Origin of the sequence: uncultured Muribaculum sp., from assembly GCF_910583865.1 — a bacterium.
Classification (GTDB): domain Bacteria; phylum Bacteroidota; class Bacteroidia; order Bacteroidales; family Muribaculaceae; genus Muribaculum.
Genome location: NZ_CAJTYX010000051.1, coordinates 1 through 15,256 on the forward strand (window position 1 = coordinate 1; position 15,256 = coordinate 15,256).

General features: G+C 53.7%; 12 protein-coding genes. 3 read left to right on the top strand and 9 right to left on the bottom strand.

Annotation, left to right across the window (positions count from 1 at the left end; genetic code table 11):
* Positions 1-84: 84 nt before the first annotated feature.
* The 4 genes from QZ303_RS09645 to obgE form a co-directional block, all read right to left on the bottom strand.
* Positions 85-1,251 carry a MalY/PatB family protein gene (locus QZ303_RS09645; RefSeq protein WP_295732188.1) on the bottom strand — a complete coding sequence of 389 codons (1,167 nt, stop codon included), beginning with the start codon at positions 1,249-1,251 and terminating at the stop codon, positions 85-87.
* Positions 1,248-2,684 carry an MATE family efflux transporter gene (locus tag QZ303_RS09650; protein WP_295732208.1) on the bottom strand — a complete coding sequence of 479 codons (1,437 nt, stop codon included), beginning with the start codon at positions 2,682-2,684 and terminating at the stop codon, positions 1,248-1,250. The genes QZ303_RS09645 and QZ303_RS09650 overlap by 4 nt, the downstream gene beginning before the upstream one ends.
* Positions 2,685-2,719: 35 nt before the next feature.
* The gene (locus tag QZ303_RS09655) at positions 2,720-3,565 is read right to left on the bottom strand and encodes a DUF3737 family protein (RefSeq protein WP_295732190.1); all 846 of its coding nucleotides are present in this window, start codon (positions 3,563-3,565) and stop codon (positions 2,720-2,722) included.
* A 143-nt stretch (positions 3,566-3,708) separates the two neighbouring features.
* Complete coding sequence (gene obgE, locus QZ303_RS09660) at positions 3,709-4,887, bottom strand: GTPase ObgE (protein WP_295732192.1); 1,179 nt, start codon at positions 4,885-4,887, stop codon at positions 3,709-3,711.
* Between the two features lie 283 nt (positions 4,888-5,170).
* Between obgE and QZ303_RS09665 the strand changes: the two genes are divergently transcribed.
* The 3 genes from QZ303_RS09665 to QZ303_RS09675 are packed head-to-tail and all read left to right on the top strand — an operon-like array spanning position 5,171 to position 8,911.
* On the top strand, positions 5,171-7,867 hold the full coding sequence (locus QZ303_RS09665; protein ID WP_295732194.1) for a hypothetical protein: 2,697 nt from the start codon (positions 5,171-5,173) through the stop codon (positions 7,865-7,867).
* Between the two features lie 13 nt (positions 7,868-7,880).
* Positions 7,881-8,393 carry a metallophosphoesterase family protein gene (locus QZ303_RS09670; RefSeq protein WP_295732196.1) on the top strand — a complete coding sequence of 171 codons (513 nt, stop codon included), beginning with the start codon at positions 7,881-7,883 and terminating at the stop codon, positions 8,391-8,393.
* Positions 8,390-8,911 carry an SPOR domain-containing protein gene (locus QZ303_RS09675; RefSeq protein WP_295732198.1) on the top strand — a complete coding sequence of 174 codons (522 nt, stop codon included), beginning with the start codon at positions 8,390-8,392 and terminating at the stop codon, positions 8,909-8,911. The genes QZ303_RS09670 and QZ303_RS09675 overlap by 4 nt, the downstream gene beginning before the upstream one ends.
* A 174-nt stretch (positions 8,912-9,085) precedes the next feature.
* Here QZ303_RS09675 and QZ303_RS09680 read toward each other — a convergent pair whose 3' ends face one another.
* The 5 genes from QZ303_RS09680 to QZ303_RS09700 all read right to left on the bottom strand — a co-directional run bounded on the left by QZ303_RS09680 (position 9,086) and on the right by QZ303_RS09700 (position 15,137).
* Complete coding sequence (locus QZ303_RS09680) at positions 9,086-10,807, bottom strand: SulP family inorganic anion transporter (RefSeq protein WP_295732200.1); 1,722 nt, start codon at positions 10,805-10,807, stop codon at positions 9,086-9,088.
* A gap of 212 nt (positions 10,808-11,019) precedes the next feature.
* Positions 11,020-11,493, bottom strand: coding sequence for a lipocalin-like domain-containing protein (locus tag QZ303_RS09685; protein ID WP_295732202.1), 474 nt, complete (start codon positions 11,491-11,493; stop codon positions 11,020-11,022).
* On the bottom strand, positions 11,483-13,033 hold the full coding sequence (locus QZ303_RS09690; protein ID WP_295732204.1) for a capsule assembly Wzi family protein: 1,551 nt from the start codon (positions 13,031-13,033) through the stop codon (positions 11,483-11,485). Before QZ303_RS09690 ends, QZ303_RS09685 begins: the two co-directional genes overlap by 11 nt.
* A gap of 255 nt (positions 13,034-13,288) precedes the next feature.
* A complete protein-coding gene (locus tag QZ303_RS09695; protein WP_295732205.1) occupies positions 13,289-14,266 on the bottom strand; it encodes a GNAT family N-acetyltransferase in 978 nt (325 codons plus the stop codon).
* Positions 14,232-15,137 carry a 1-acyl-sn-glycerol-3-phosphate acyltransferase gene (locus QZ303_RS09700; RefSeq protein ID WP_295732206.1) on the bottom strand — a complete coding sequence of 302 codons (906 nt, stop codon included), beginning with the start codon at positions 15,135-15,137 and terminating at the stop codon, positions 14,232-14,234. Before QZ303_RS09700 ends, QZ303_RS09695 begins: the two co-directional genes overlap by 35 nt.
* Positions 15,138-15,256 lie beyond the last annotated feature (119 nt).

Here is a 15,256-nt window from a genome sequence, read left to right on the forward strand (position 1 = left end):
GAATCAGGTAAGGGAGGGTATATGCCTTTATTTGTCTTAAATGAAAGAGCCGTGGGCGGTTGGTCGCAGGGCTGTTACCGTGGATTATAAAATCGGGGTCAAAACGGTTTTGAATCTATTGAGGGCATCGATTACAACGCTGCGCGGGCAGGCGAAGTTGATGCGGACGAAGCCCTCTCCGTCAGCTCCGTACATAGTGCCAGGATTGACCATGAGCTTTTCGCGTTCGAGCAGCAGCGCCGTAAGCTCTTCGGAGGCCATCCTCGTGGCCCGGATATCTATCCAGGCGAGGTAGGTCGATTCGAGAGGCATCATCTTCAGTGCGGGCAGTTCTTTGGCGATGAAGTCGCGTATCGTGGTATAGTTGCCATGGATATATTCCACGAGGCTTTCAAGCCATTCGCCTCCGTGGCGGTAGGCCGCTATGGTGGCTTCTACCCCGAATGGATTGACATCGCACACCTCGTTGATGTTTATGGCGCGGTCGATGCGACGGCGTATTTCCGCATCGGGAGTGATGATGTTGGCTATCTGGAGTCCGGCGATGTTGAATGCCTTTGATGGCGATACGCACACCGATGCATTGTCGCGGTATGGTGCAGGCAGCGAGCCGAATGGCGTGTAACCTCCATCTATGTATGTCAGTTCGCAATGTATCTCGTCGGACACTACGTAGACGCCGTGACGCAGGCATATGTCGGCCAGATGGATAAGTTCGTCGTGAGTCCATACTCTTCCTCCCGGGTTGTGGGGATTACAGAGCAGCATCACTTTTGCCGAAGGGTCGGCGGCTGCGGTTTCAAGGGCGGCGAAGTCAATCTCGTAACGTCCGTCGACCTGCACCAGAGGGATGCATGTCGCGACACATCCGTTGTTGCGGATTGACGAGAAGAAGCAATTATAGACGGGTGTGGTCACTATCACCTTGTCGCCCGGCACAGTGAGTGCCTTTATTATCGCAGAGATGGCGGGCACGACTCCGGAAGTGTAGATGAACCAAGAACGGTCGATTTTCCATCCGTGGCGCTTCTCAAACCAGTCGATGACTGAGCGGTAGTACTCGTCCGGTACATGGGTGTAGCCGAACACCCCGTGGTCGACACGTCGGCGCAACGCGTCGATTATTACAGGGGCGGTGCGGAAGTCCATGTCGGCCACCCACATGGGGAGTACGTCGGCGCGGTCGGGAGTGTCCCATTTGTAGGATTCCGTGTGACGGCGTTCTATGATTTTGTCGAAATCGGATGTCATTGTGATTCTTGTTGTATTACGTTTGTCCGGTCAAGCCCTGTACTGCTGTTTCCCTCATGCCGCCACCGTCCGAAAGCGAGTAGCGCAAGGAATATAAGCCCTCGGAAGCATAGTTCGATGCACATCGCGAGCCACACACCGCGCAGCCCCATGGTGGGGGCGAGGATAGTGGCAAGAGTGAGCCTAACGCCCCAGATACTGAGCAGATTCATTACGCTTGGCAATATTGTGCGACCGAGTCCGACAAAGAATCCGTAGCTCACTATGGCCGCACCGAACATCGGTTCGGCCCATGCCTCGATGCGCAATATGTCGGCACCGAGGGTCCTGATGTCGTCGACAGGCGACATGACGCCTATGATCTGTGGCGCCCATAGGTAAAGGGCCACGCCCATCACGCCCATGACTGCCATGGCTGCTCCTACGGTTATATATCCGAATCGGCGCACGAGCCTGTGGCGTCCCGCTCCGTAGGCTTGGCCGGCAAGTGTGGTGGCGGCCTCCCCGATACCGTAGCCGGGCATGTAGCAGAGGCTCTCCGCTATGATGGCGAACGCGTTGGCCGCAATAGCCACGACGCCGAGCGGAGCCACTATTGTTGTGATCATTATCTGTGCGCTGCATATGGCCATGTGTTCCAGACCCATCGGCATTCCGATGCGGAACGCTTTGCGCAGGACTGAGGCCCGTGGCGTGAATTTCCCGGGATTGTCGCTCAATCGCAGGATCGGGGCGCGCCGCCATAGATACCAGAGCATTATCGAGGCCACGATAGTCTCGGCGAGGACGGTGGCAAGTGCTGCCCCCTCGACACCAAGGCCGGCGCCCCAGACATGTATGTTCAAACTGCCACATATGACGATGTCACGTGCGGGGAAAATAAGGATGAAGTTGAGCACCACATCGATCACGCACATGAGCACGTTGAGCATGCTCGGCACTTTCATGTTGCCTGCGCAACGCAGCATCGAGCCTGCGAGAAAGCTTATCTGCAACGCGGGGAGGAACGATGCGAATATCAGGAAGTAGCGCGAGGCATCATGGTGGATTCTCTCATCGGCTCCGAGCCATCCCGGAAGGAACGGACTGATTCCTACTCCCAGCATCGCTATCGCGGTACTGAATATAAGCAGGGCGGTGAATCCCTGGCGCACAACGTCGCGTGCCTTGTCGAACTCCCCGCTGCCGATGAGATGGGCCACCTGCACTGAAAATCCTGTGCCGGCGGCGCTGAGTACGCCCCAGAACAGCCATGTGGTGGTCGACACAAGTCCTATCGATGCCGACGCGTCGGCACCGAGCGACCCCACCATCGACGCATCGATGTATTGCATCGCTATCGACGACAGTTGCGCCACAATCGCCGGCATGCTCAACAGTGCCGTAAGCCTGAGCTGCGTGCGGAAGCCCATGGGGCGTCCGTCGCGTATCATGGCGAGGAGTTGCTCCGTGTTTACGTTGCGGGTGGTCACTTGCGCGTCTCTATCTTGCAGTCGGCGGGACGGTGGATATTTTCGTCGAGGATAAGTTCGCCGATACTGTCGGCAACTATACGGCCCGATGTCGGGTTCTTTATGCTCGTGATTGCTCCGCGGATGTCGGCATGTACCGTCGAGCACTCGAAGGCCAGGTCTGCGTCTGCGTCGAAGGTGCAGTTTTCAAGGATGAGGTCGTGAGCATAGCAGAGCGGCTGTGTACCGGATATGTGGCAGTTGATGAGATGCAACCCGTGAGAGTGCCAGCCGAGGTATTCCCCTTTGAGCGAGGAATCGCGCACGGTCACGTTCTCCGTGTTCCAGAATGCATCCTTGGAGTCGATTTCGGCATCGCGTATCTCCACGTTGCGGCAGTATTGGAACGAGTAGTTGCCCTGATGGCGGTAACGCTCTATTTCGATGTCGGCGGAATGCATCAGCAAGTAGTCGGCGCCATGTACCTCCACGTCTCGCATGGTCACGTCGGAGCAGTGCCAGAGTGTTTCCTGGGCGTCGGGTATCACTACACGCTCAAGGAGCAGTTTCTGCATCTCGCGGAACATTTTTGGCGCCTCGACGCGCGTATCGGTCATTTCAAGTCCGGAAGAGTACCATAGGGCCGCACGTGCGCCGGGGGTGAACAGGCAATCTTTTATTCTGAATCCGTCGACATGCCAGAAGGGGTATTTTCCCTCGAAACGGCATTTTTCGGCGATTATGTCGCTGCATTCCTTTAATGCCGATTCTCCGGCATGGATGGTGACGTCTATGAGATGAAGATGGTGTGAGGCAAAAAGCGGTCGTTCGCCTCCGAATTCCTGATGTTCTATAATTTCCATAGCAATAATTCGCATTCCGGTAGATTGATGTCTCCGGGTTGGTTGTGATGAATGAAGATGAAAGGGAGGGGTTGCCGGTTACATTCTGTCCGACAACACCCTCTCGTTGTATTGTTGTTTTTGCGTGGATGGAGGTGCGGCTGTCAACGGTTGTCGTCATCGCCATACTCCCACGCTGTCTCGTCCCAGTCGAGTTCGTCGCCGTCATCCTCAAGTTCCGGAGCAGTCTCCTCCTCGGGGAGCTGGAAGATGAACTCGTCCTCCTCGCGTACGCGGTGGTGCCCGTCGAGAGGCCGGTGGGTGATGGTGGATGGTTCGATGCGGTTGCTTTCGGCTGTGATAGCACTCCAGAGCATGTCCTTTAACGCGCTGATTCCCATGCCGGACACGGCGGAGATGAACACGTGCGGCAGGTCGTCGGGAAGTTCGCGCTGCATCTCGGCGATAAGTTCGTCGTCGAGCAGGTCGGACTTGCTTATGGCGAGCACACGGGGTTTGTCGACGAGGTCGGGGTTGAACTGTTCGAGTTCGCGCAGAAGTATTTCGTATTGATCGCGTATGTTGTCGGCATCGGCCGGTACCATGAACAGGAGCACGGCGTTACGCTCGATGTGGCGCAGGAAACGCAGTCCGAGTCCTTTTCCTTCGCTCGCACCTTCGATTATGCCCGGAATGTCTGCCATGACAAATGACCGGTTATCGCGGTAGCCGACTATGCCGAGCTGAGGTTCCATGGTTGTGAAAGGATAGTCGGCGATCTTGGGGCGTGCGGCGGAGATGGCTGACAAGAGGGTGGACTTCCCTGCGTTGGGAAATCCGACAAGACCCACGTCGGCAAGGAGCTTCAGCTCCATGATGACGGTCTTTTCGATGGCAGGCTCTCCGGGCTGGGCATATCGCGGTGTCTGGTTGGTGGCCGTCTTGAAGTGCCAGTTGCCGAGACCTCCGCGCCCCCCCTTGAGCAGTTTTATCTCCTCGCCGTCGTGTGTCACCTCACACAGGAACTCTCCGGTCTCGGCATCGAACACGACAGTGCCGCATGGCACTTCTATCATGCGGTCCTCGCCGTCTTTACCGGTGCTGCGGTTACCTGTGCCCGCACCGCCATTTCCGGCAAACACGTGTCGCTGGTATTTGAGTGGGAGAAGTGTCCACATGTGTTTGTTGCCTTTCAGTATGATGTGGCCTCCACGACCTCCGTCGCCTCCGTCAGGACCACCCTTGGGGATATATTTGGCACGGTAGAAATGGCGCGATCCGGCGCCTCCTTTGCCCGACCGGCAAAGAATCTTCACGTAATCTATGAAATTGGACTCAGCCATGATTGATATACTTTCGTTTGGTCTTATAAACTTTTTGTCTTATATAGACTAAGGTATGACCTGTGGTTAAAGTTCATCCGTCAGTCGCAAAATTTATTTTGAATCATCTCTCCCAAGCACACGCACGACGGTGTCTCGGGTGTGTATGATTCAGCCATTTCTTACAAAGTTACAGCTTTTATGACGATATTCGGTGTCAAGAGTATAAAAAAAGGTTTTAGTCTTGGCGGGAGTGAACTATATCGGTATAAAATCATTAAATTAGCAGATAAATTTGCCTCATATGAAGTCGATATACTCCATAATATCTGTTTCGGGCATCATGTGTGCCGCTATTTCCGGTTGTGCCCGTTTGCAGGATCCGGTCAATGTGATATATCAGTCGGATGAATTCACGGTCTATGCCGACAGTGTGCGTCAAGGTGGATTCAAGGCTTATGCGGTTAGCCCATATGAAATCGCTACGGACTATAAGAGCCCCGATGAGAGCGTAATATCACGTCTGCTGCATTTCCGCCTGTCGCTGAACAGCCGTGACAATGAATTGCCGCAAGACAAGACCCATACGATAGAAATAGGTGCTGACACGGTGTTTACATTCGGCGAGGCATTGCATGAGGAGGCATCGATACGCAATCACACGGGCAAGCATCTACCGAAGGACACTAAATGGACGCTCCGGGTCAATATGGCTCCGGTGTTCGAGAGTTTCAAGAAGCACGGTTACTACGTGACGCCTACAAACGACACCATCTATCGCGATGACTTCAAGGGTGTATGGGTGGCCGGCAGCGTGGATCCGCTTACATGGGACTTCGAGAATCTTTACGGAAAAGCCGACCGCAAGCTTTCAGACAAGGGTGACGGCATATATGAAGTGACGCTCACGTTGAATCCATCCGTTGAACGCCGTCATGATCCTAAAGGATGGAGTATTGATTCGCTCGACGCCTGGCTCCCTTCTTATAGTTCGGGCCAGATGCTGATCGATGCCTTGAGCAACATGGCTATGGATGAGATAGCCTCCAACTTGCGGCCTGACAGTACCTACCGCGCCGGAAAGGAGTGGGACGGTGTATGGACCCGCGACGTGAGCTATTCGGCTTATCTTTCGCTGGCACTCATAGATCCTTACGGCACCTGGCGCTCATTGCGCTCAAAACTGAAAGACACTCCCGACGGACCGGTAATCATGCAGGACACCGGTACCGGAGGATCATGGCCGGTAAGTTCCGACCGTGTGGTATGGGCCATGGCGGCATGGGAGGTGTATAAGGCCACGGGCGACAAGAAGATACTGGCTGAAGCGGTCCACGCGATAGAAAATACGCTCAACGCAGACATGAGGGTGGTGTGGAACACCGACTTCAAGATGATGCGCGGCGAGCAGTCGTACCTTGACTGGCGCGAGCAAAGCTATCCGCGATGGATGCAGCCCAAGGATATATACGAGTCGATGTGTCTCGGCACCAACGTGATGTTCGTTGAGGCATTCAAGGTGCGCGACGCGATGTTGAAGGCTCTTCCCGATGCCGGGATCGCTCCGTTGTGGAACGGTATCGACTGCGAGATTTCCAATGCGGTAAACAATAACCTGTGGATTCCCAATCTTGGGTATTATTCGGAATATCTGTATGGAGGAGTGTACCCCATACAATCGCAAGCTACCGACAATCTCGGTCAGGCTCTGGCTATTATATTCGGTGTGGCCAACGACAATATGGCCCGGTCGATAATAAGCAAGACACCTTATACACCATACGGAATATCGTCGGTCTACCCGCAGCTTCCCGACATCAATCCTTACCACAACGACGCCGTGTGGCCTTTCGTGCAGGCCTATTGGAATCTTGCCGCCAAGAAGGCCGGTAACATGGCTGCCTTTGAGAAGGGTTTTGCCTCGATGTGCAGGGCCGCGGCGTTGTTCGGGACCAACAAGGAACTTTTCGTGGCTTCCAACGGCGATTATCGTGGCACGGCTGTGAATTCCGACGCACAGCTCTGGAGTTGCACAGGCATGGCCGCCATGGTGATGCGTGTGCTGATGGGTATCGAGCTACAGCCGGATGGGATACATTTCGCACCGTTCGTGCCTGCGGCGCTTACCGGCCCAAAGACCCTCTCCGGATTCAAGTATCGCGACGCCATGCTCACGATACAGGTCAACGGTACGGGTGACAGGGTACGCTCATTCACCATCAACGGAAAAGCTACGTCGGATCTCTTCCTTCCCGCCGACACGAAAGGGAATGTGGAGATTGTCATAGAGATGGCCGGCAACGGACTCCCCGATCAATCCGTCAACAACCAGCCTCAGGCGTGGATGCCCTCTACTCCGGTAGTGAAATGGATTGAAGGGCGCGACGGAGAAGTGACTAATTTCGCCAATGGTATCGGTTATGTGATATTCATGAACTCTAACCTGATGCAGGAAATCACGACGGCATCAATACCGCTTGTACCGCAGGATTCCTACACAGTGACCGACATAGTGCCTGTGAAGGACGAGCATTACTGGGGCTACACATGCAAGCCTTACGAATATATCCCGGACGGCGCCATGACTGTGGTGAATGCCGGAGAGATGGGCCGTACCGGCACTTCCCTGATTGCCGACAGGAAAGTGGCCTCTGAATTTCTGGAGACTTCGAGGAAGCTCAACCGCCGCATCGACTTCACTGTCGAGGTGGCCGAGGCCGGAGACTACTTTGTTGATTTCCGCTATGCCAACGGTTCCGGCCCGGTCAATACCGATAACAAGTGTGCGCTGCGTATGCTTTATGTCAACGACTCGGAGGCCGGGGCGGTCGTGATGCCGCAGCGCGGCATAGACGAGTGGATGTCGACCGGGTTCTCCAATATGCTGCGCGTGAAGTTGCGCAAGGGTATCAACGACATGTCGTTGCGTCTTGAGATAGACAATATGAACGGCGACGTAAACCGTGCGCTCATACGCTATGCAAGAATAATCAGGCAGTAACAGGTTGATTGACATGAAGCGTATAGGACTGCTTTCAGACACGCACGGGTATTGGGACGACCGTTATGCCGTGCATTTCAAGGATTGCGACGAGATATGGCATGCCGGCGATGTCGGTGACATGTCCATCATACAACGATTGCTCGATGTGGCGCCTACGGTCAGGGCCGTAGCGGGTAATATCGACCATGGAGAGGTGCGCCGCCGTTGTCCCGAGCTTATGGATTTCGAGGTCGAGGGCGTGAGGGTGCTGATGACCCATATAGGCGGTTATCCGGGGAAATATTCTCCGGGCATGAAGTCGCTTCTCCGGGAGAAAGGCACGCGGCTAATGGTAAGCGGCCACAGCCATATACTGCGCGTGAAGTATGACCGTGAGCTTGGTCTGCTGCATATAAATCCCGGTGCGGCAGGGGTGCATGGATGGCAGCAGGTGCGTACGCTTGTGCGTTTCGTTCTCGCCGATGGCGCGCCCCACGACCTTGAAGTAATAGAATTGTCAAAAAACCATACATCAACAAGATGAAGATATACCTACCATTGGCGGCGACAGCATTGGTTGCCGTGATGACGGTCTCATGCAAGACCAACGAGTCAAACTACCGTGCGGCCTATGAGGCCGTTAAAGAAAAGACCGACACCGACTCCGGCATAGAGGGCACAATCTATGAGAAGATTCGCAAGGAGTCGGTCAGCTCGCGCACTGTCGTCGGACGTGATACGGTGCCTACGGAAACAGTGGCCGTGAAGTGCGTCAAAGGGGTGTCGGTGCCTTCAGATGTAAAGCCATACAACATTGCCGTGGCTCAGTTCAAGCAGGTGTTTAATGCGCGTGCCATGATGGAGCGTCTGCGTGCTGACGGCTACAAGGGTGCTACGGTGGTGGAGACTGCGGAACCGCTCTATTACGTGATTGCCGTGACGACAGACTCGGTGGAAGAGGCTGTCTCCGGCTATGACATCGTGAAAGCTGACAAGCGTGTGTTCACCAAGACACCATATCCTATACTGTTGAAGCCGCAACGGTATCCTCTAGGAGAATAAAGAGATTAAGGACAAGCAAGGAGATTAAGGAGGATAAGGAGATTAGGGTCAATAAGGAAAAAAATCAAGGAGATCAGGGAGTATTGGGGTATCAAAGCCCTTGGTCTCCTTAATCTCCTTAATCTCCTTAATCTCCTTGATTGTCCTTACTCTACTTATCCGGTCGCAGGGATGTCAGATAGCTGCGGAGCGGTTGAGGGTGGCACGCCGCGAGTCGGCGATGCGGTTGGCCATTGCCACGGCTCGGGTTATGTTATCACATATGTGGTCATCGCCTACGAGCTTGTCGATATGGCTGCTGACAAGCACCTGGCGTACTTGTTCGTTTACGCCGGACAGCACCACATGTATCCCCTCTTTTTGCGACGAGCGTATCAGGAGTTCGAGGTTGTGCACTCCTGTAGCGTCGATGAACGGCACTCGACGCATGCGGATGATACGTACCGAAGGCACGTTGCCCATGGTCATGCGCATCATTTCGTCGAACTTTGTCGCTACTCCGAAGAAGAACGGACCGTCGATTTCATACACTTCTACTCCCTGGGCCACGTCAAGCACCTCGTGGGCGGTAGATTCCGTGCCTTCAGCCACATCAAGCTGCTCGGAGTAGACACGTATCTGAGTGTTCTCCATCACGCGGCGCAGGAACAGGATTATGGCCAGGAGCAGACCGATCTCGATTGCTATAGTCAGGTCGAACACCACTGTCAGCAGGAATGTCACCAACAGCACCGAGATATCGCTTTTAGGAGCCTGGAATATGCCTACCACCGTGCGCCATCCGCTCATGTTGTATGACACCATTATGAGCACTGCGGCCAGACAAGACATCGGCACGAGGTTGATCAGCGGCATGAGGAAGAGGAAAATGAGCATCAGCACCACCGTATGGATTATGCCGGCCACAGGGGTACGTCCGCCGTTGGTGATATTCGTCATGGTGCGTGCTATAGCTCCGGTAACAGGGATTCCGCCGAAAAACGGCACAACCATGTTGGCTATGCCCTGTCCGATAAGCTCTGTGTTGGAATTGGTGCGTGAGCCGGTCACACCGTCGGCTACGGTAGCAGACAGCAGCGACTCTATCGCGCAGAGGATCGCTATGGTGAACGCCGACGGCAGAAGCATGTTGATGGTGTTCATCGACAGGTCGAACCCTTCGGCATGAGGTATGTCGGTGGATAATGCTCCGAAACGGTCGCCGATTGTCTCGACATGCACGCCGGGGAATGCCTGCTGTAGGAAATAGACTACTGCGGTCATCAGCACTATGGCGATGAGCGATCCGGGGAGTTTGCGGGAAATCATCGGGGTAACGATAATCACGGCAAGCGATACCAGGCCTACACCGAGTGTGGCTATGTCGAGATTGCCGAAATTGGAAATGTAGACTCCCCATTTCGATATGAACTCTGACGGAACGTCGGTAAGCCCGAGTCCGAAAAAGTCGTTGATCTGAGTCGAGAATATCGTCAGTGCTATACCGCTTGTAAATCCTACCACAATCGGGTAGGGGATAAACTTGATCACCGTGCCAAGGTGGAAAAGTCCGAGCAGAATCAATATCATTCCGGCCATGAGGGTGGCTATGGCAAGACCTTGCAGTCCGTAATTCTGGATTATGGAATAGACTATGACTATGAAAGCTCCCGTCGGGCCTCCGATCTGCACGGAGTTGCCTCCGCATGCCGACACGAGAAATCCGCCGATGATAGCGGTTATGAGTCCTATCGTCGGGCTGACACCGCTTGCGATTCCGAATGCGATGGCAAGCGGAAGTGCCACGATACCTACGACGATACCGGCTACGAGGTCGTCTTTGAAATGAGACAGAGAATAGTGGGAGAGAGTTGAGAGGAGTTTAGGACGAAAATCAATTGTACCTGTAAGATTCATTTCCGCACAATAAATAAGTGATAACGAATTGTTTAAAGTGGCAGATTTCTCTACCTGCGTTAAAATGAAGTGCAAAGGTACGTAAGTTTTTGCTATTTTAAATGTAATTTTAAGATTTTAACACATGCGCGGTTGCTGTTAATTTGTTATCAGTGCTTATTCTTGTTTCTTGGTACTGTTGAGGCCCGTTGGGTGCGTACTGACTTTGATGTCTACTTTACAAGGGTATATTTATAGGTTACCCCGTCAGTTGAAATGTAGGTGAGTATAATATGTTTGTCGGTGAAGCGGACTATGTGCAGCGTGCATATATCTGAAGGAAGATGCAGTATCTCGGGTGGAGCATAAAGTTCGGTGCCGGGGTGCAGGGTGTCGTCGCTGTGGGTGAAGTTCAGTTCCAGCTGTGAATCGCCTGCCTGGCGCCATGTGCCGAATGTATCGCGGCAGTCATGATGGTCAAGCAGCTGTGTGATGTTGATGACTGTCGACTGGAATTTCCAGAAAATCGAGTTGGGAACATAATCGGCAATAGGAGCGCCGTCAGCTTCTATTGAAGTGAGCGTCCATATGCCGAACCACGGACCTATGTCGCCATTGTTGTGTGTGCATCCTGAAAGAAGCGTAGACAGCACCGCGAATGCGGCGATTATGCGCGTCATGCTGTGTCGGAATAATCTATCTGCCATGTCTGCCTATCATGAATGATCCTGAATAAGTGAGAGATATGGCCGCCCCGAAGTTGTTGCCGAGCATGTCGCCATGATCCATCGATATGATTCCGGTGGCCTTAAGTCCCGGAATATTGCGGATGTTCCATCCGGCTTCGAGCGTCCATGAGAAATCATGTACCTTGTGGGGCCGCGGCACGTAGGAGTCGCCCCATCCCTGGCGGTAGGATAGCATGGCCCTGTAGTCCACGTGGGGGCTTATCCTCCCTTTGGCTGCTGCATGGAATCCGCGCACCCTTGTATCTACATAGCGCAGGTATCCGTCGCGGTTGTAGATTGTGGCTGGCAGGAACGGTGAGCCGAGTCCCATGCCGAAGTAGGTGTAGCCGTTGTAATTGGCATTGTTGTAGTACGAGTCGGAGCCTGTTGCCTCGTCGGTAATCGTGGTGCCCGGGCGGTCGTCGGGCGCCCAGTGCATAGGGCCTGACTGGTTGGTGAAGTCGATGTATTCTATGACAGCTCCGGTAACAATATCGCGCGGTGATGCCGACACGTATTCTATACCCCAGATGCCGTCCCACCCGTTGCGTCGTCCGATGCCTGAACCATCCTCCCACGGCCATTGGAAATAGGCTTTGAGTTGATGGCCGGAGGGTAGCCGCCAGCGTGCCATCATGTCCCATGAGCCGAGGTGGTTGCCTCGCCAGTAGCCCTCCCCGGGGCTTGGAAGCAACATCTCGATTGTTTCCCATAGGTTTACGTGGTCGACCAGCGTGTAGCCGTAGCCTCCGTTGAAAAAATAGGTAAGTTTATAGCCGAGCTGGCATGCCGCCTGCATGCCGAAAGTCACGCTCAGCGGGAGAGATGGCTTCGTGCGGAAATACAGGCGCTTGTAGTTGTACCACCAATTGGTGTTGATGAATGACGAGTAATAGTTGAAATGGTTCTCGATCCATCCGCTGTCGGTAGGACGTCCGTAGAATATCTCGCCGGAAATCTGCAGTGCTTTCCGGGTAAACGGTATGTCCACGAAACGTCTCAGCCCTATGGCGAGTCCAGGCATCGGACGTGCGTTGATGCTGCGTGTGAAGTCGCCGCTCGACAATGAATCATTGAGCAAGGCCGACGGATACTCCTTCAAGCCTATGATGAGGAACATACTTCGGTATCTTATGCCGCCGTACAATTGTTGTACATGGATGGCCGATGGCCTTAGCCCACGCTCTATCCAGCTCTGTGATGACGATAAGTATCGTGCATAGTCGGTGGATGACGCTGCCTGGGCCACGATATCGGCTCCGGCGGTCCAGCTCCACCTCGGCACGGTGTCCCATTCATGTTTCACCGAGCCGCGCAGCATCGCCGAAGCCGGCTGCGTGGTGATGCCGTACCGGTTCGACATTATGCCGTAGGGCGCGAAGTCGCCGCTTCCGGCATTCATCCACACCTCTCCTTTGTAGTCTATCTCCGTTTGGGCATGCGTGGAGTATGGCAACAAGGCGGCAATGACCAGACAGGATGTCCGGCTATGAAATAATATTTCGCGTAATATTCTCAAATCGCTGATATGGTGTGATGCTGAATGATCAGGACAGAGGGCGTTTCGACAGAACATTGACATATTTTCGTCATGAATGTCATCTATAGTAACAACGTGAATCGTAGTGAAGTTTATATAAAAGCCATTTAAAACTTATTCTTCTGAAGAGCCGCTGTGAAGGAGAAGTGTGAATGACTGTATCTGCAGGCCCCATTGTCAACATGATTCTTCGGCCTGCTTTCAAGGGAGTGAGATGATATGCAGTTTGTCCTCTTATTCCTGCAATGAGTCGCCCTGGAAGAGAGGAGGAGCGATGAATGTGCCTATGTGACGGCCTTTTTTCTCCTCGAAGATTTCATCGATGACGAAGAATATGCCGCTCTCCTCTACGTCGCCGAACTCGTCGTTGATGGCTGTACCGAACATTCTCATCGATGGCGACAGGCTCATGTATGCATTGACCAGAGGGGGGATATTGTAGCCATGCTCGCGGATGGCGCGGTTGAGTATCTTGTAATCATCCTTGAACGTGTCGCATGTGAAAAGGCGCTTCATGGCCTCGTTGTCCATGTGGGTGGTCAGCGGCGTAATGGGCCATACGAGCCGGTCGTGGTCAGGGAAGTGCTTGGTGAGGAAATAGAGTATCATGTTGCGGCAGTCGGCGTTGTAGCTCGGATACATGGTCACTTTCCCGAACAGATAGCGCATGTCGGGGTATATGACAGTCAGGGCGCCAAGGCCGTCCCACAGATTGTCGAGAGCGTATAGCGCTTTCACGCCTACGCGCGTCGACTGGTATTCGAGTCTCACGAATGAACGTCCCAGCTCGATGGTGTAGGGGAGATAGTCGCGAAGGAATCGCTCGGAGAAACGGAACATGTGGCTTGTGGCAATGCGCGGCATTCCGTCCGCACGGAGCCGGATTTCATTTCCGGGGATGAAGCGGTAGCCGCCAATTATCTCGCGTACTTCGGGATCCCATACCACCAACTGACGGCACGGTGGGTCCATCGTGTCGAATTCGTCGATGTCACACTCCTTGCCCGTGCCTCCGCCGGCTGCACGGAATGCGATCTCTCTTAGCCGGCCTACTTCGCGCATTACATTAGGAGCCGAGAAGGCGTCGACTATGTATATCTTGTTGCCACCCTTGTTGGTGTCGCGCAACAGCCTGTCGGGGGTAAGCTCGCTTTCAATGAGTTCTACCGCCACAGGGTCAATCACCGGATGATTGGTCGTTGTTGTCGTCATCGTCAGGTTGGAATGGTTGATTACTTAGACTATATACGGTTTTCTTTATTTTTTGCGCCTGTCGCGATGCTTTGCGGCCACCTTCGAGCGACTGCCAGGGTATGGTGTCGCCGACGATGAGCCGGAACGAGGCGTCGCGGCTGCGGAAAATCTCGCGCGGAAGATACATCATCTCGAAGTTGAATCGCAGACCTATCTTGTTGCGGAATTTTGCAAAATTATAAAAAAACGGTGAATTGTGAGCATCAAAGTAGACAGGAATTACATCACGGTGGTATTCGATGGCTTTGTTGACAAACATCTTGTGCCATTTGAGGTCGCAGATGTGTCCGTCGGGTCGTTTTCTGCTTACGAGTCCCGCCGGAAACATGATGATGGGGGCATCTCCGCGAAACACTTCGTCGATGTCGGTGGTCGAGTGGCGCGACTGTCGGCCGTAGAGATTGACAGGCAGGAAAATATCTTCCAGAGGCTTCACTGCCATAAGGATGTCATTCACGATGAAATACACTTCCGGACCATAGGTGGCTGCGGCCCAATGTATCATGGTTATCCCGTCAAGAGCACCCAACGGATGGTTGCACACGATTATTACCTTTGACCTGGCCGGGTCGGGTAGCACACCTTCGGCATTGTAGTGCACGTTGAGGTCGCGGAGCACGGCCCCGCAGAATTGAGCGTTGCGGGTGCCTCGTGTGCGCTCGAGTATTCCGTTAAGCTCGTCCTGGCATATCGTGCGTTTCAGCCAGTTTATGGCCCAACGTGGAATAAGACGCCTATAGCGCGGGAGTCGTTGGCGCACCACGGCCTCCACGTCTACATGCAGCGAGTCGGGAATATTCTCCGTTGAATTCTCATTGGAATGATTCATGCTGCAAAGTTACGCATTTGCGCGGTATATCGTCATGCTTTTTCATCATATATATGTAATTGGTCACGGCTCTTTCATTTAAGATTGCGTTATGTTCTCAGGGATTGTGTTATTTTATA